The following is a 17,193-nucleotide window of genomic DNA, read 5'->3' as shown; positions in this document are numbered from 1 at the left end:
AACCTTGAACGATGTTGGGTGAATGTGCTATTATAAATTGTATTTGCCAGTTTTCATTATATGTTTAATATATGTATCCAATTATATTTTACAGTATTTCATCTATGTTTGTCAACTATTTTCTGGAGGTGCCGTTCATGAATCAGCAGGATAAGGAATGGAAGGAAGAGCAGTCGAGAATAGATGAGGTGCTGCAGGAGCTCGAAAAAAAAGAGCGGTTTCTGGAAACGTCTGCGGGCGGGTTGAAGCATGATATCATCGGATTAAGAAAAAGCTTTTGGGAGGATGTTAAGGTTAATTTTGATGATGCCCATGAAGCGATTGAAACGATGGCAAGCATTAAGCAGCAGGCAGAGCTGCTGTCTGATCGGGAACACAATCATCGGCGCATGGATCAGCAGCTCAAACGAATTCATCAATTAAAAAAATCGCCTTATTTCGGCCGGATTGATTTTATTGAAAACGGCGAGGAGCAGGCAGAGCGAATTTATATCGGTTTAGCTTCCTGTTTGGATGAGAAGGAGGAACACTTTCTGATTTATGACTGGAGGGCGCCGATATCAAGTTTGTACTACAATTATTCCCCAGGAAAAGCGGAGTACGAGGTGCCCGGTGAAACGATAGAAGGGGAAATGGTGCTGAAACGCCAGTTTATAATCAAAAACGGCGATCTCAAGGCGATGTTTAATACCGATATGACGATTGGTGATGAAATGCTGCAAGAGGTATTAAGTCATCACTCCGATACCCAAATGAAAAACATCGTGTCTACGATTCAGAAAGAACAAAATCAGATTATCCGTAATGAAAAAAGCAAGGTCCTGATCGTGCAGGGAGCGGCTGGCAGCGGGAAAACATCGGCTGCGCTTCAGCGTGTCGCTTATTTGTTATACAGGCACCGCGGCGTCATTGATGCCGGACAAATCGTTTTGTTTTCTCCCAACTTCTTATTTAACAGCTATGTCTCCTCGGTTTTGCCTGAGCTAGGAGAAGAGAATATGGAGCAGGCGACGTTTCAGGAATATATCGAGCATCGTCTTGGCCGCAAGTTCAAATGTGAAAGCCCCTTTGATCAGCTCGAATATTGCCTGACCGAAACAAAGGGAGGCGATTTTCCAACAAGGCTTGCGGGAATCACATGGAAGGCGGGTTTATCCTTTCAGCAATTCATTGATGAATACGTCACACGGCTTTCCTCTGAAGGGATGATTTTTAAAAATATCATCTTCCGCGGACACAAGCTGATCACAAAGGAGCAAATTCAATCCTATTTTTACTCATTGGATCAAAATCACTCCATTCCGAATCGGATGGAGCAAACCGCGAAGTGGCTGCTCAGTGAGCTTAACAAGCTTGAGAAAAAGGAACGGCGAAAGGATTGGGTTGTTCATGAAGCTGAGCTGCTTGACAAAGAGGACTACTTGGACGTGTACAAAAAACTGCAGGAAAGGAAACGGTTCAGCGAGAGTACGTTTAACGATTATCAAAGAGAGCAGCAGCTGCTTGCCGCCATCATTGTGAAAAAAGCTTTCAAACCGCTCAAGCAGGCAGTCAGGCTCCTTGCATTTCTTGATGTTTCACAGCTGTATTTGCAATTGTTTTCTGGCTTGGGAGGGAAATTTCAGCATGAAAAGATGGCCGCGATAGGTGAGCTGACCCGTTCGGCATTTACGGATAATAAATTGCTCTATGAGGACTCGGCACCGTTTCTTTATATGCAGGATCTGATTGAGGGCAGAAAGAAAAATACGAAGATCAAACATCTATTTATTGACGAAGCCCAGGACTATTCACCGTTTCAGATGGCTTACATGAGAAGCATTTTTCCGGCTGCCAGCATGACAGTGCTCGGTGATATCAATCAGTCCATCTACGCGCATACCATAAACGGGGATCAGCGTATGGATGCGTGCTTTGAGGATGAGCCTGCTGAGTATGTTCGTTTAAAGAGAACATACAGATCAACAAGGCAGATTGTCGAGTTTACCAAAGCGATGCTTCAAGATGGAGTGGATATTGAGCCGTTTAATAGAAGCGGGGAAATGCCGCTCGTTGTCAAAACTGAAGGACATGAGAGCCTTTGCCAAAAGCTCGCGCAAGAAATTGGCCGGCTCAAGAAAAAAGGGCACGAAACAATAGCCGTCATCTGCAAGACTGCGCAGCAATGCATACAGGCGCACGCCCACATGAGTGAATATACAGATGTTCGCCTGATTCATAAAGAAAATCAACCATTTCAAAAGGGTGTTTGCGTGATTCCGGTGTATTTAGCGAAGGGAATTGAATTTGACGCAGTGCTTGTCTATGATGCATCTGAAGAACACTATCATACAGAGCACGACCGCAGGCTTTTATATACTGCGTGCACCCGTGCGATGCACATGCTGGCGGTATTTTATACAGGTGAAGCCAGTCCGTTTGTAACCGCTGTGCCGCCTCACTTATATCAGATGGCTGAATGAAGAGAAGGGAGTCCTTCTCTTTTTTTTATTTATATGAAGCATAGCCGTTTTATCATTAGGATTCTTAATAGTTATCATCATGTAAATATATTTTACTTAAGCCTAGTATTCCGGTAAAGTTCAATTAGATGCAATTTTCGATCAGTTTATAACTTTGTGAGGTGGATATGTTGCAACTTCAGGTAATGAACAGTCCGTTTAATCAGGAGCAGGCAGAGCTCCTTAACCGCCTTCTGCCGACCTTGACCGAATCCCAGAAAATCTGGCTGAGCGGATATTTATCCGCTCAATCTGTTTCCGCCCAAGAAACTGCGGGTGCGCCGGCGGCAGCTGTGTCTGCGGAAGCGGCGGCACCGGCTGTTTCAAAAGAAGTGACCGTTCTTTATGGTTCACAGACGGGAAACGCACAGGGGCTTGCAGAAAATGCCGGCAAGCAGCTTGAACAGAGCGGTTTTCAAGTGACCGTCTCATCCATGAGCGATTTTAAGCCGAATCAGCTGAAGAAGGTAAACAATCTTTTAATCGTCGTCAGTACGCATGGAGAAGGTGAGCCGCCTGATAACGCGCTGTCGTTTCACGAATTTCTGCACGGAAGACGGGCGCCTAAGCTTGAAGATCTGCACTTTTCCGTTTTGGCGCTTGGTGACAGTTCGTACGAATTTTTCTGCCAGACAGGAAAAGAATTTGATCAGCGCTTAGAAGAACTCGGCGGAAAACGGATTTCTCCGCGCGTTGATTGCGATCTTGACTATGATGAACCGGCAGCCGAATGGCTTGAGGGTGTATTGAAGGGATTAAATGAAGCTGGGGGCGGAAGCGCCGCGCCTGCGCCGGCGGCTGTGTCTCAAACCGGTGAGTCTTCGTATTCCAGAACAAACCCGTTTCGGGCTGAAGTGTTAGAAAATTTAAATTTAAACGGCAGAGGATCAAATAAAGAAACACGCCATGTGGAGCTGTCTCTTGAAGGATCTGGCCTGACTTACGAGCCTGGTGACAGCCTCGGCGTCTATCCGGAAAACGATCCGGAACTTGTCGAGCTGCTCCTTAAGGAAATGAATTGGGACCCGGAAGAAATTGTGACGCTTAATAAGCAAGGTGATGTCCGTCCGCTGAAAGAAGCGCTGATTTCTCACTATGAGATTACCGTTCTCACAAAACCGCTTCTTGAACAGGCAGCCCAGCTGACAGGGAACGATGAGCTTAGAGAGCTTTTAGCCCCGGGAAATGAGGAGAATGTAAAAGCCTATATTGAAGGGCGCGATTTGCTTGATCTCGTCCGTGACTATGGCCCATTTAGTGTATCTGCGCAGGAGTTTGTCTCGATTTTGCGAAAAATGCCTGCCCGCCTTTATTCGATTGCAAGCAGTTTATCCGCAAATCCGGATGAAGTGCATTTAACAATCGGCGCAGTCCGCTACGATGCGCACGGCCGTGAACGAAAAGGCGTCTGCTCGATTTTGTGCGCGGAACGTCTGCAGCCGGGTGACACACTGCCGGTTTATGTACAGCACAATCAAAACTTTAAGCTTCCGAAAGACCCTGAAACACCGATTATCATGGTGGGCCCTGGGACAGGCGTCGCACCTTTCCGTTCCTTTATGCAGGAGCGTGAGGAGACGGGAGCGGAAGGAAAGGCATGGATGTTCTTTGGCGATCAGCACTTTGTCACGGATTTCCTTTACCAGACAGAGTGGCAGAATTGGCTCAAAGACGGTGTGCTGACAAAAATGGATGTGGCGTTCTCACGTGATACAGAAGAAAAAGTATATGTGCAGCACCGCATGCTTGAACATAGCGCAGAATTGTTTGATTGGCTTCAAGAAGGAGCGGCTGTTTACATTTGCGGAGATGAAAAGCATATGGCGCATGACGTCCATCACACATTACTTGAAATTATCGAAAAAGAAGGCAATATGAGCCGCGAAGAAGCGGAGGCTTATCTTGCCGATATGCAGCAGCAAAAACGCTATCAGCGTGATGTATATTGATTTGACTTGAAAGGAGTTTTTCAACATGGTGACCAAAATTCTAAAAGCACCGGACGGCTCTCCAAGTGATGTTGAACGCATTAAAAAAGAAAGTGATTATTTGCGCGGCACGCTGAAAGAAGTGATGCTCGATCGAATCAGTGCCGGAATTCCGGATGATGACAACCGCCTGATGAAACACCACGGCAGTTATTTGCAGGATGACCGCGACCTTCGAAATGAACGCCAAAAGCAGAAGCTTGAGCCCGCATATCAGTTCATGCTGCGCGTGCGTATGCCAGGGGGCGTCTCGACGCCTGAACAATGGCTTGTCATGGATGACCTGTCCCAGAAATACGGGAACGGCACATTAAAATTGACGACACGTGAAACATTCCAAATGCACGGAATTCTGAAATGGAACATGAAGAAAACCATTCAGACGATCCACTCAGCACTTTTGGATACGATCGCAGCCTGCGGAGACGTAAACCGTAACGTCATGTGTGCATCAAACCCTTATCAATCTGAAATCCACTCAGAGGTATACGAGTGGTCTAAAAAGTTAAGTGATGATCTGTTGCCGCGGACGAGAGCCTATCATGAAATTTGGCTTGATGAGGAAAGAGTTGCCGGCACGCCGGAGGAAGAAGTCGAGCCAATGTACGGACCGCTCTATCTGCCGCGGAAGTTTAAAATCGGTATTGCCGTTCCGCCGTCTAATGATATTGACGTCTTTTCTCAAGATCTGGGATTCATTGCGATTGTCGAGGATGGCAAGCTGATCGGTTTTAACGTGGCAATCGGCGGCGGTATGGGAATGACGCATGGCGATACTGCGACATATCCGCAATTAGCCAAGGTGATCGGATTCTGCCGGCCTGAGCAAATGTATGACGTTGCTGAAAAAACGATTACGATTCAGCGTGATTACGGCAACCGTTCTGTCCGTAAAAATGCGCGGTTCAAATACACAGTTGACCGCCTCGGTTTAGAAAACGTAAAAGAAGAATTGGAAAACCGTCTCGGCTGGAGCCTGGAAGAAGCGAAGCCGTATCATTTCGATCATAACGGCGACCGCTATGGCTGGGTGGAAGGCATTGAGGATAAATGGCATTTTACGCTGTTTGTCGAAGGCGGCCGTGTAACAGATTACGATGACTATAAACTGATGACGGGCTTGCGGGAAATCGCCAAAGTTCATACAGGCGAGTTCCGGCTGACGGCCAATCAGAACTTAATGATTGCGAACGTTTCAAGCGATAAAAAAGAAGAAATCAGTGCTTTAATTGAACAGTACGGACTAACTGACGGCAAGCATTATTCAGCGCTTCGCCGCAGCTCGATGGCATGCGTCGCTCTTCCGACCTGCGGATTGGCAATGGCTGAAGCAGAACGTTATTTGCCGACCCTGTTAGATAAGGTTGAAGAGATTATTGACGAAAATGGCCTTCGTGATCAGGAAATCACCATTCGCATGACAGGATGCCCGAACGGCTGCGCACGTCATGCGCTCGGTGAGATCGGATTTATCGGAAAGGCGCCGGGCAAATATAATATGTATCTTGGCGCTGCGTTTGACGGAAGCCGTTTAAGCAAAATGTATCGTGAAAACATCGGTGAAGCAGACATTTTAAGCGAGCTGCGCGTCCTTCTTTCCCGCTATGCGAAAGAACGCGAGGAAGGCGAGCATTTCGGTGACTTTGTCATCCGTGCGGGCATTATTAAAGCAACAACTGACGGTACGAATTTTCATGATTGAGAAAACTAAGAAGAGAGACAGGGAATAGCTTCCTGTCTCTTTTTTCTGTAATTTGCTCTGCTGCAAAAAAGTTCACTGTGAGCATATCATGAGAAAAAATACCCTAAAAAGGGTACTATAAAAGAAGACAAGTGTGGAGGGAACTCCTGCGAAACCACATAGCGGATGCAAGGCCAGACTAGCTCAAGGGCTTTTAGACAAACAGATTTTTTGGCTCATCATGCCGACACACAACAGACGAAGGAGGTCATGCATTTGGACATATTTTTAGTTGTGCTCGTATTATTAACGATTATTGCGATTTCTAATATCGTGAACCGGTTTATTCCGTTTATTCCGGTGCCACTGATTCAAGTGGCTCTTGGGATTCTTGCCGCCTCATTTCCACAGGGTCTTCATTTTGAATTAAATACCGAATTGTTTTTTGTTCTGTTTATCGCGCCTCTGCTATTTAATGATGGAAAGAGGACACCGCGGGCAGAGCTTTGGAATTTAAGGGCTCCGATTTTATTGCTTGCACTCGGCCTTGTATTTGCGACTGTGATTGTAGGCGGCTACACGATTCACTGGATGATTCCTGCTATTCCGCTGGCAGCGGCCTTTGGACTTGCGGCCATTCTTTCACCGACTGATGTCGTCGCTGTCAGCGCATTATCAGGAAGAGTGAAAATGCCAAAAGGGATTCTTCGCCTGCTGGAAGGTGAGGGGCTGATGAATGATGCATCAGGTCTGGTGGCCTTTAAGTTTGCGATTGCAGCGGCAGTGACTGGTGCATTTTCATTAGCACAAGCGGCTGTCAGCTTTGTCTTTATTTCTCTCGGAGGCTTGCTGTGCGGGGTTGTCATTTCATTTTTGATTATTCGTTTTCGCCTATTTCTGCGCCGCCTTGGCATGCAGGATGTCACGATGCATATGCTGATTCAAATTCTGACGCCGTTTGTGATTTATTTGGCAGCTGAAGAAATCGGCGTTTCCGGCATTTTAGCTGTTGTGGCTGGCGGTATTACCCATGCGGTTGAACAGGATCGTCTGGAATCTACGATGATCAAGCTGCAAATCGTCTCCTCAAGTACGTGGAACATTATTTTATTTATTTTGAACGGCCTGGTCTTCGTTATTCTCGGCACGCAAATCCCTGATGTTATTTCTGTTATCTTTAACGACACTGCCATCAGCAACATGAAGGTGATCGGCTATATCCTAGTCATCACATTTACGTTAATGCTCCTGAGATTCCTGTGGGTGCTGTTCTTCTGGAACGGCAAATGGTTCTTTAATAAAGATCAGAACATCTATAAACCGGGTCTTCGTTCGACGCTGTTAATTTCGATTTCCGGTGTGCGTGGAGCAGTAACGCTTGCAGGTTCTTTTTCCATTCCGTATTTCCTGGAGGACGGTACGCCGTTTCCGGAAAGAAATCTGATTCTCTTTTTAGCAGCCGGCGTCATTTTATGCACGCTTGTCATTGCTACCGTTGTGCTGCCGATTCTGACTGAAAAAGAAGAAGAGGACGAGGAACGAAACAAGAAGCTGCTGACGGCGAGACGCAAATTGATCAAAACAGCCCTTCAAACGATTAAAGAGGACATGAATGAGACAAACAAAACGGCCTCTCTTGCGGTGATAGCTGAATACAATGAGAAAATGAAAAATCTTCGTTTTCAGCAGTATACATCATCTAATCGCATTAAGAAGCACGAGCGAAAAGTCCGTGCGCAGGGGGTTAAGGCTGAGCAAGAGGCGCTGATGAAAATGCTGGAGCGGGGAGACATCCCGGAAGAAACAGCAAATGTGCTGCAAGAACGATTTAACGAGTTGGAAATTTTGTATGCCAACCCGTTTAAAGTCGGATTATCAAAAACAAGGCTCAAAAGGCTGATGTATTGGATTTTCTTCGGTGAACATAAAAAGCCGGAGATGTCGATTTTAAATGAAGCGGGATTGATACGGGCAACAAGAGTGAAAACGGCAAAAGCAGCGATAGAATATCTGGAAAAACATAAGACGGAAGAGCATAAAGAAGTGTTTTTATCTGTCATTACATTCTATAAGCAGTTAATTTTCAGGCTGGAGCACAGCCATCATGAGTTAAAATCAAGTGCCCATTTTGAAAATCAGAAGCTGGAAGTGAAGCTGAAGGCTGTGCAGGCGATCAGAAATGAAATTCAAACGCTCTTTGAGGAGAGGGAAATTTCCCGGGACATTTCCCATGAGCTTCGCCAATACATTAATGATGTCGAAGCCGCCATGCTTGAAGGCGGCGAATAAATGCAGCAAAAAAGCTGGTGCGTTAGAGCGCCAGCTTTTTTTATATTAAGGGCGATGAAATGCGACAGTGCTGCCATCCCGGTCGAACCAGCCTCTGAAGGCCCAGTTGATCCAGCCGCCATCGCCTTTGTTTGTAAAGGTTCCGTCTTCAAATACCCAAATGCCATACGTAATGCCGTCGTAAACGGCTGAGCCGTAAAATTGCACACCGTTCAAATGATCTTCATATTCCTGGCTTAAATTAAAAACCATGACATTATATTTTTGGCCGGATGCGTAGAAGGAAGACTCCATGAGGTTTTTCACAAACCCATCCCTGTTCTGTGCGGATTTGATAGCATCAGCGATTTGGTTGGCAATTCCAAGTACATCCAGGTTGACGTTTAAACCTACATCAGCGGCAGTTGTTCCAGCAGTAGTTGTCTGCGACATCTTCGGAGCAGGATTTTCTTCAGCGGAAGCAAAGGACAAAGGGGCAATTGTCAAAGCGGCACCAAGAGCAAGTGTCATTGGGATACGAATACGTTTCAAGTTGTTTCCTCCTTTGTTTTCATTTGGTTACACTACACGCATACCCTGCTCAATGTATTTGTAATCTCAATATTGTTAAAATAGGAAAAAAATAGTGTTTGAATTTGCCTGTGCTGTGAAAAAAGAAGCAAAAAGAGGGTCTTAAGCGTATTATTGGTATCGGCTGAGAGGAATGTGAGATAATATAGACGCTTACATTTCAGTGAAAGGGTGGATGTTCAAGTGCCAACAAGTTTAAAAGATACTGTAAAGTTACATAACGGAGTTGAAATGCCTTGGTTCGGTCTGGGTGTTTTTAAAGTAGAAAATGGTAATGAAGCGACTGAATCAGTGAAAGCGGCAATTAAAAATGGCTATCGCAGTATTGATACAGCAGCGATCTACAAAAATGAAGAAGGCGTTGGCATCGGGATTAAAGAATCCGGTGTGGCAAGAGAAGAGCTCTTCATCACATCAAAAGTGTGGAATGAAGATCAAGGCTACGAAACAACGCTTGCTGCCTTTGAAAAAAGCCTGGAAAGATTGCAGCTTGATTACTTAGATTTATATTTGATCCATTGGCCTGGCAAAGATAAATATAAAGATACATGGCGTGCGCTTGAAAAGCTGTACAAGGACGGCAAAATCCGCGCGATCGGCGTCAGCAACTTCCAAGTACATCATTTAGAAGAGCTGTTGAAAGATGCTGAAATCAAACCGATGGTGAACCAAGTTGAATTTCACCCTCGCTTGACGCAAAAAGAATTAAGAGATTACTGCAAAGCGCAAGGCATTCAGCTGGAAGCGTGGTCTCCGCTCATGCAGGGACAGCTTTTGGATAACGAAGTACTGACACAGATTGCTGAAAAACACAATAAATCTGTGGCTCAAGTGATTTTGCGCTGGGATCTGCAGCATGAAGTTGTAACCATTCCAAAATCCATTAAAGAACACCGTATCATCGAAAACGCTGATATTTTTGATTTCGAATTGTCTCAAGAAGACATGGACAAAATTGACGCATTAAATAAAGATGAGCGTGTCGGTCCAAATCCTGATGAGCTTCTGTTTTAATCAAAAAACTCCCCGTTGCGGGGAGTTTTTTTAGTGCGTTTTTTTCTGTTGAATGAAAAATAGCATCAAAAAGGAAATGACAACAATACAGACGACCCACGCCCAGGCAAGGGTATTGTTGCCGGAATCCAATGCGACATATATCGCCGTCGGCAGTGTTTGCGTAACACCGGGGATGTTCCCTGCAAACATGAGTGTTGCGCCAAATTCTCCGAGCGCCCGCGCAAGGCTGAGGATGCTTCCGGTCAGCAATGAAGGATAGGCAAGCGGGACGGAGATATGGATAAACACTTTCCATCTGCTTGCGCCGTCTACCATTGCCGCACCTTGTATATCGGGGTCAATGTCAGCAAATCCGGTTTTGGCTGATTGATACATGAGCGGAAAGGCTACAACAGCCGAGGCGATCACAGCGGCCCACCAGGTGAAAATGACAGGCTGCCGGAAGATCCACTCGATGGCTTGTCCGATGAAGCTGTGCTTTCCGAAAATGACGATCAAAATAAAACCGACAACAGTAGGCGGAAGAACAAGCGGAAGCATAAAACATGTTTCGAGTGCCGTTTTTCCGAAAAATGATGCCCGTGACATCCATGCTCCAGCAAGTGTTCCGAGAATAATGACAACAATTCCGGCAACTGCCGCCACCTGAAAGGAAAGCACAACGGGTGTGAAAAATTCTGAAGCGCTTATGCTACTCGGCAGTAAAGCCATATTTCTCAAATACTTTCATTGCTTCATCAGATTGCAGGTATTCGTAAAATTCCTTCGCTTCCTTACGGTGTTTTGTATCTTTTACGATTCCTAACGGATAGACAATTGGGCTGTGAGTATCTGCTTTTGCCTCGTCAATAATGTTGACCTTTTTCGAGACCAGGGCATCTGTTTTATAAACAATACCTGCGTCTACATTGCCGGTTTCAACATAAGAAAGAACTTGGCGAACGTCTTTTCCATACACAATTTTATCCTTCACTTTGTCCCATAAAGACAGCTTTGTCAGTGATTCTTTCCCATAAGCTCCTGCCGGTACGGATTCCGGAGTGCCAAGGGCAATTTTTTCTGATCCAGCCAGATTGCTGAAGCTTGTCACAGGTGAATCTCCGTTTTTCGGTACGACCAGCACAATTTCATTACCGACTAATTCAGTGCTGTCTTTTTTTGCGATATCTCCATCATCTATCAGCTTTTTAAATTTATCCTCAGCAGCTGAGAAGAACAGATCTGCTCCTGCTCCTTGAGAAATCTGTTTTTGCAAGGCGCCGGATGAGCCATAGTTATCTTGGATGGTAATATTTTGATGATCTTTTTCATAATTTTTTTGGATTTCCTCAAGTGCATCCTGCGCGCTGGCCGCAGCTGAGATGGTTAACGTTACTTTTTTCTCGCTGTCAGTTGAAGACTGGTTTGAAGAACAGCCTGCTGCAAGCAGAAAAGCGGTTAAGGCTGCGATGAAAATAGAATACTTCTTAAACATGATTGCACCTCTTATCATTAGATATAACTAATTATAACTGATTATGTTTGGTTTATGTGGGTTTTTTTACATTCGACGAAAAGGTATAATAAAATAGGAGAGTGATGATGATGAATGAAACCTCTTCCTATACGATAGAAGAAGTTGCAGGTCTGCTGAAGGTATCAAAGCTGACCGTTTATGATTTGATTAAAAAAGGCGTGCTGCCTGCTTACCGTGTCGGAAGGCAGATGCGTGTGGATGAAGAAGATTTAAAGCAATATAAAACGAATATGAGAATGTCTCAGCCCATCGCTGCAACAGAAGCGCCGAAACAGGTGCAGGAGGCTGAGCCGGACGGCAGACCGAATGTCATGATCAGCGGACAGGACATTTCGATGGATCTCCTCAGCAAGCATTTGGAGAGTGCCATTCAGGAGACGCCGCTCCGTAAATACAAAGGAAGCTTAAACAGCCTGATTGATATGTATCAAGGCAAGTGTGACATTGTCAGCCTCCATTTGTACGATGCAGAAACGGGTCAGTATAACGCGCCTTATGTGAAGCGGATTTTGACAGGTGAACCGTTTTGTCTCATCAATGTCGTTCTCCGCAAAGCAGGACTGTATGTGCAAAAAGGGAATCCGAAAAACATTCAAGGCTGGAAAGACTTGAAAAGAGCCGATATCCGGATCATCAACAGGGAAAAGGGTTCTGGCGCAAGGGTGCTCCTTGATGAACAGCTTGGCTTGCTTGGTGTGAATCCGGCTGATGTAGGGGGATATGGCGATATCGTGACTGATCATTACGCTGCCGCTTCACAAGTTTCAAGCGGACAGGCTGACGCGGGAATCGGGGCACAGCACGCGGCACATATGGGCAGTGTTGATTTTATCCCGCTCATCGACGAACAATATGATATCGTCGTTTTGAAAAAACATGAGCAGCTGCTGAAGGCCGTGAAGGAGATTTTGAATTCTGAGGACTACAAGGCGAATTTGTCTCAATTAAACGGCTATGAAACGAAGCTGACTGGCAAGGTGATGTTGGAAACGTAAAAAATCCCTCTTGATAGAGGGATTTTTTCATTCGGAAAACCTGAGCAGGTCACCATTTATAATTTTATCAGAGAGAGAAAGTTCTTCGTTTGCTTTCTCCTTATAAGGGAGACACGCATCCTGATCTTCCAGCACTTCACCTGTTTTTTGGCTATAGCACGTGTTCTTTGTGTATATATAATCGTTCGTAATAAAGCTGCCGTTTCGCAGAACGGCGAATGGGGTGCGGTCGCTGGACAGCAAATCATTGCCGAATTGGATATCGCCTTTTGTCTCAACGCCGAGCAAATGCATCAACGTCGGCCTGACGTCGACCTGTCCCCCGGCATCAGGGATGGTTTCCGGCTTTTGATCGGTGATTCCCGGGATATGTATGATAAACGGCACCCGCTGGAGCTGAACGTTGTCATACGGTGTGATTTCGTCTTTCCCTAAAAACTCAGCCATTGCCTCGTTATGGGCTTCAGAAATGCCGTAATGATCTCCCATAAATACGATCATCGAATTTTCGTATAAGCCTTCGTCTTTCAGTTTTTGGATAAAATGCTTCAATGCTTCATCCTCATAGCGAACCGTGGTCACATAGCGGTTTAACAGATCACTGCTTGAATCGAATTCATCTATCAGCTGATCCTTTTCATCAATCTCAAACGGAAAATGATTCGTTAACGTGATAAAACTGCTGTAGAACGGCTGCGGCAGGCTTTTCAGCTTTTCGGCGGACTGCTCTAAAAATTCTTTGTCTTTTAAGCCCCAGCTTGTCGATGTCCCGGGAGTGACATGAAAATCATCAACATCAAAAAAGCGGTCAATGCCAAACGTATCGTACATGACATCTCTGTTCCAAAATGTTTTATGGTTAGCATGAAAGACGGCTGAATAATAATCGTGCTGTTTCAGCGATTTATACATCGTATGAAATTGATGGTCGCTTTTCGTGAAAAAGACGGCGCCGCTAAGGGAAGGATACAGTGAGTTAGCAACGATAAATTCTGAATCTGATGTTTTGCCTTGTTCTGTTTGCTGATAGAAATGATCAAAGGAATAGCTTTTTTTAATGAGATCATTCATAAATGGGGTAATTTCTTTTCCATTTACTTTTTCATTCAGAACAAAGCTTTGGGTCGACTCAAGTGTTACAAAGATGACATTACGCCCCTTTGCAAGACCGAATTTGCTTTGATCAGGCTTGCTGTAATCAGCCTCTGTGTAGTTTTTAATGGCAGTTATACTGTCTTCATCGGCAAAAGCTTTCGCGCTGATATTAACAGTCTGAGAAATTGTATCGTAAATATGGAACTGAAACAGACCGATGCTTTTGACTAGCATTTCCCGGTCAAAAGAATGTGCCAAAAGCTTCGGCTGCTGTACTTCTGCAAGTGCCAGTGTGCATAAAAGCATGCCGCAGGAAGCTGCATAGTACCGTTTGATCGTGCGGGGAGCGGCTTTTGTCTGTGGGTGTTTGGTTTTTCTGGCGAACAGCAGCAGAAAAACCAAGTCCACAAACAGGGCGATAAACAGAGGATGGAACAGTTCTTTTACACTGCTGCCCATATCGCTCATGTTGCTGGCCTGAAATAAAACCGGAATGGTAATAAAATCGATATAAAAGCCGTAAAAAATCGTATTGGAGATCAAGATGACAGTCAGAACCAGATTGGCAATCAGCAAAAAGGCCCGCTGCTTGTTTCCTTTCAGAAGCAGGCCGATCCCGAATAAAGGAAGAATAAAGCTGAGCGGGTTGACCAGCAGCATTAGCTCCTCCAACAGAGTATCGATTTGCAAATCAAAGCCGAGTTTATATATCACATACGTTTTGATCCACATAAATAAGATCGAAAAACATAAAAACCGCTGATTGTGAAAAAAGGTTCCTTTCATCAATATGACTCCTCACGTTTTCTTGATCATCTGCATGAAATGCTTCTTAAGTAAAACCTACTAAAAACAGCCGGTTCAGACAAGTCTCAGCACTCATGTTTAAAACATGCGCCCATGAAACAGCATATAAAAGTAGTAACATGAAGCAAGGGTCAGGCCGGCTAGCACGAGCTGCTCAGAAAAACTGCCTGTCTTCATATATAATGGAAGCCGAACGCGGATCGTTGAAGGGAATAATAATTTGATTCCGTTCACCGTCCAAGCGTCAAGAATCAAGTGGCTCGCCATTCCGATCATCAGGCCGGCTGATATGTTTTTATCTGGAATGTATGTAGAAGTGATAAAAAACATGATGAGCATAAACAGTAAGCTGTGTGTAAAGGTACGATGGCCAAAAACGGAGCTGACCACTTTCGATAAAATAGGAAATTTTCTCCCGATTTTGCTTTGTGTGTGGCAGATATCGGGTATTAATGCTCCAACCGCGCCTGACGCAGCCATAAGCACTGGATCAAATCCATAATAATAAGCCGCTGCCGTACAAGAAGCGATGCCTCCCATGATGTGTGTTTTTCCTGTCATTTGCCGCTTCTCCTTTTATCTTTTGCAAAAAATCTCTGAATTACAAATATATCAAGAGAATGTATGTTTGATCAACAGGACTTTGGACGATAAAAAATATCCCGCATAATTTTTCAGGAAAGAGGCATCTTAAACATGTACCTATTTTTTAAAAGAGGTGATACGAATGGGTTTCTTTAATAAAGATAAAGGAAAACGTTCCGAAAAAGAAAAAAACGTAATCCAAGGAGCTCTTGAAGATGCTGGTTCAGCTCTAAAAGATGATCCGCTTCAAGAAGCTGTGCAAAAAAAGAAAAATAATCGATAACCACATGCGGATAGGGCTTGGCTCTATCCGTATTTTCCATCTGTTCCCTTTGACAGATCATCCTTTCTTTGATAACCTTCTGGGAGTAACTGAATAATTAAATCCTCACTCTTTCTCAGTGAGGTAGAGGTTGCGCGGATGATGAGTCACACATGCCAGGCTGACAGGGGCTGTTAAACATGTGTAAAAGGCATCAGCGCCGAAGTGTGGAGAAAGCCGATCCTTCTCTATGCTGGGACTGTATCTGAATAAGTGCAGGACTGCCGCGTGCTTTTTCGCGGAGGGCTATCCGGAGATCAAGGGTGTGTGTTTCTTTAAGCATGGACTTTTGTTCAGGCTTTTTTTGCGTTTATATGATCTCGGGGTCTGGTCCGTACAAAGAATCATGGAGGTACTGGAATGGAACAGACAAAAAAATGGGGTTTTTGGTTATTAACGGCGTTTGTCGTTGGAAATATGGTTGGATCAGGAATTTTCTCCTTGCCGAGCTCGCTTGCTTCAATTGCGAGTCCGTTTGGAGCTACGTCCGCCTGGCTTTTGACAGGTGCCGGCGTGCTGATGATTGCACTTGTGTTCGGACACTTGTCCATTCGCAAGCCTGAACTGACAGCGGGACCGCAAAGTTATGCAAGAGCGCTGTTTTCTGACCCGAAAAAAGGCAACGCTGCAGGTTTCACAATGGTGTGGGGCTACTGGGTGGCGAGCTGGATCAGTAACGTGGCAATCATCACAAGTCTCGCCGGTTACTTGACTTCGTTCTTCCCGATCTTGGTTGATAAACGTGAGATGTTTTCGATCGGCGGGCAAGAGGTGACACTCGGCCAATTACTGACGTTTGCCGTATGTACGATCTTGTTATGGGGAACGCACGCGATTCTTGTTGCCAGCATTAACGGCGCAAGTAAATTAAACTTTGTCACAACGCTTTCTAAAGTATTAGGTTTTGTCTTCTTTATCGTTGCCGGTTTGTTTGTGTTTCAAACGACATTATTCGGTCATTTTTATTTCCCGGTTCAAGGAGAAAACGGCACAAGCATTGGAATTGGCGGCCAGGTTCATAACGCCGCGATTTCTACACTGTGGGCGTTTGTCGGAATTGAATCCGCGGTGATCCTGTCCGGCCGTGCGCGCTCTCAGCGTGATGTGAAACGTGCGACAATTACCGGCTTGCTGATTGCCTTGAGCATATATATTATTGTGACTTTAATTACGATGGGTGTTCTGCCGCATGATAAGCTTGTCGGCTCTGAAAAACCATTTGTTGATGTACTCTATGCGATTGTTGGAAACGCGGGAAGCGTGATTATGGCGCTTTTGGCTATCCTTTGTTTATTCGGAACGATGCTTGGCTGGATTTTGCTCGGCTCTGAGGTGCCATACCAAGCCGCTAAAGCAGGAGATTTCCCGGCATTTTTTGCAAAAACGAATAAAAAGGGAAGTCCGGTCATTGCACTCATTATTACAAACGTCATGTCACAGGTCTTCATTTTCTCGGTTATTTCCCGGACAATAAGTGACGCATTTACATTTTTAACGACAGCGGCTACACTTGCATATTTAATTCCGTATCTGGTATCTGCAATCTACAGCTTGAAGGTAGTCATCAAAGGTGAAACGTATGACCAGCTGAAAGGCTCCCGTGTAAGAGACGGATTGATCGCGATACTGGCGTGTGCATACTCCGTGTTTGTTATCGTAACAGGCACAGCAGATTTAACGACATTTATCCTCGGCATCGGTTTATTCTTTGTCGGCTTGATCGTTTATCCATTTGTGAGTAAAAAGTTCCAGAAAGAAAAACAAGCATAATGAAAAGACACCTGATTTGCTCAGGTGTCTTTTTTATAAAATCACAATTTCTCCTGT

Annotated in this window: 13 protein-coding genes and 1 riboswitch; of the genes, 8 read left to right on the top strand and 5 right to left on the bottom strand. The window is 44.9% G+C overall.

Annotated elements, in window-relative coordinates:
• Nucleotides 1-137: 137 nt before the first annotated feature.
• The 4 genes from helD (at nt 138) to MHH79_RS17185 (ending at nt 8,459) form a co-directional block, all read left to right on the top strand.
• Nucleotides 138-2,462, top strand: a complete 2,325-nt coding sequence (helD, locus tag MHH79_RS17200; RefSeq protein WP_309530089.1) for a DNA helicase IV — start codon at nt 138-140, stop codon at nt 2,460-2,462.
• A 170-nt stretch (nt 2,463-2,632) separates the two neighbouring features.
• Nucleotides 2,633-4,450 (top strand): assimilatory sulfite reductase (NADPH) flavoprotein subunit, encoded by a 1,818-nt coding sequence (locus tag MHH79_RS17195; RefSeq protein WP_340035171.1) that lies wholly within the window; start codon nt 2,633-2,635, stop codon nt 4,448-4,450.
• Between the two features lie 25 nt (nt 4,451-4,475).
• Nucleotides 4,476-6,191, top strand: a complete 1,716-nt coding sequence (gene cysI / locus MHH79_RS17190; RefSeq protein WP_038829347.1) for an assimilatory sulfite reductase (NADPH) hemoprotein subunit — start codon at nt 4,476-4,478, stop codon at nt 6,189-6,191.
• A gap of 255 nt (nt 6,192-6,446) precedes the next feature.
• Nucleotides 6,447-8,459 (top strand): Na+/H+ antiporter, encoded by a 2,013-nt coding sequence (locus tag MHH79_RS17185; RefSeq protein ID WP_015714699.1) that lies wholly within the window; start codon nt 6,447-6,449, stop codon nt 8,457-8,459.
• 45 nt (nt 8,460-8,504) lie between these two features.
• Here MHH79_RS17185 and yvgO read toward each other — a convergent pair whose 3' ends face one another.
• Nucleotides 8,505-8,990, bottom strand: a complete 486-nt coding sequence (yvgO, locus tag MHH79_RS17180) for a stress response protein YvgO (RefSeq protein WP_003243913.1) — start codon at nt 8,988-8,990, stop codon at nt 8,505-8,507.
• A 222-nt stretch (nt 8,991-9,212) separates the two neighbouring features.
• Here yvgO and pgoN point away from each other — a divergent pair, with 222 nt between their 5' ends.
• On the top strand, nt 9,213-10,043 hold the full coding sequence (gene pgoN, locus MHH79_RS17175) for a glyoxal/methylglyoxal reductase (protein ID WP_015483687.1): 831 nt from the start codon (nt 9,213-9,215) through the stop codon (nt 10,041-10,043).
• A gap of 30 nt (nt 10,044-10,073) precedes the next feature.
• On the opposite strand, the gene modB is transcribed toward pgoN, so the two are convergent.
• Together modB and modA are read right to left on the bottom strand one after the other, a co-directional pair.
• Complete coding sequence (gene modB, locus MHH79_RS17170) at nt 10,074-10,766, bottom strand: molybdate ABC transporter permease subunit (protein WP_129134058.1); 693 nt, start codon at nt 10,764-10,766, stop codon at nt 10,074-10,076.
• On the bottom strand, nt 10,738-11,520 hold the full coding sequence (modA, locus tag MHH79_RS17165) for a molybdate ABC transporter substrate-binding protein (protein ID WP_047183173.1): 783 nt from the start codon (nt 11,518-11,520) through the stop codon (nt 10,738-10,740). Before modA ends, modB begins: the two co-directional genes overlap by 29 nt.
• Before the next feature lie 110 nt (nt 11,521-11,630).
• Here modA and MHH79_RS17160 point away from each other — a divergent pair, with 110 nt between their 5' ends.
• On the top strand, nt 11,631-12,557 hold the full coding sequence (locus MHH79_RS17160) for a substrate-binding domain-containing protein (protein WP_309530308.1): 927 nt from the start codon (nt 11,631-11,633) through the stop codon (nt 12,555-12,557).
• Between the two features lie 27 nt (nt 12,558-12,584).
• Here MHH79_RS17160 and MHH79_RS17155 read toward each other — a convergent pair whose 3' ends face one another.
• Entirely contained in the window at nt 12,585-14,438 is a 1,854-nt protein-coding gene (locus MHH79_RS17155; RefSeq protein WP_063334650.1) for an LTA synthase family protein, read from the bottom strand.
• Between the two features lie 99 nt (nt 14,439-14,537).
• Nucleotides 14,538-15,020 (bottom strand): metal-dependent hydrolase, encoded by a 483-nt coding sequence (locus MHH79_RS17150; protein WP_003228444.1) that lies wholly within the window; start codon nt 15,018-15,020, stop codon nt 14,538-14,540.
• Between the two features lie 166 nt (nt 15,021-15,186).
• Here MHH79_RS17150 and sspJ point away from each other — a divergent pair, with 166 nt between their 5' ends.
• The gene (gene sspJ, locus MHH79_RS17145) at nt 15,187-15,327 is read left to right on the top strand and encodes a small acid-soluble spore protein SspJ (RefSeq protein WP_003221612.1); all 141 of its coding nucleotides are present in this window, start codon (nt 15,187-15,189) and stop codon (nt 15,325-15,327) included.
• Between the two features lie 116 nt (nt 15,328-15,443).
• A riboswitch (Lysine riboswitch) is annotated at nt 15,444-15,623 on the top strand.
• A gap of 103 nt (nt 15,624-15,726) precedes the next feature.
• Nucleotides 15,727-17,136: an amino acid permease gene (locus MHH79_RS17140; RefSeq protein ID WP_021480593.1), complete on the top strand. Its 1,410-nt coding sequence runs from the start codon at nt 15,727-15,729 to the stop codon at nt 17,134-17,136.
• Nucleotides 17,137-17,193: the final 57 nt, after the last annotated feature.

Source organism: Bacillus sp. FSL K6-0993 (assembly GCF_037977205.1).
GTDB lineage: Bacteria > Bacillota > Bacilli > Bacillales > Bacillaceae > Bacillus > Bacillus subtilis.
This window is presented reverse-complemented; position numbering and strand designations above follow the sequence as displayed.

Bases quoted from the DNA above. Each gene is read 5' to 3' on its own strand.
- helD (WP_309530089.1), top strand. From the start codon at position 138: ATGAATCAGCAGGATAAGGAATGGAAGGAAGAGCAGTCGAGAATAGAT.
- cysI (WP_038829347.1), top strand. From the start codon at position 4,476: ATGGTGACCAAAATTCTAAAAGCACCGGACGGCTCTCCAAGTGATGTT.
- modA (WP_047183173.1), bottom strand. From the start codon at position 11,520: ATGTTTAAGAAGTATTCTATTTTCATCGCAGCCTTAACCGCTTTTCTG.
- MHH79_RS17160 (WP_309530308.1), top strand. From the start codon at position 11,631: ATGAATGAAACCTCTTCCTATACGATAGAAGAAGTTGCAGGTCTGCTG.
- MHH79_RS17155 (WP_063334650.1), bottom strand. From the start codon at position 14,438: ATGAAAGGAACCTTTTTTCACAATCAGCGGTTTTTATGTTTTTCGATC.
- MHH79_RS17150 (WP_003228444.1), bottom strand. From the start codon at position 15,020: ATGACAGGAAAAACACACATCATGGGAGGCATCGCTTCTTGTACGGCA.
- sspJ (WP_003221612.1), top strand. From the start codon at position 15,187: ATGGGTTTCTTTAATAAAGATAAAGGAAAACGTTCCGAAAAAGAAAAA.
- MHH79_RS17140 (WP_021480593.1), top strand. From the start codon at position 15,727: ATGGAACAGACAAAAAAATGGGGTTTTTGGTTATTAACGGCGTTTGTC.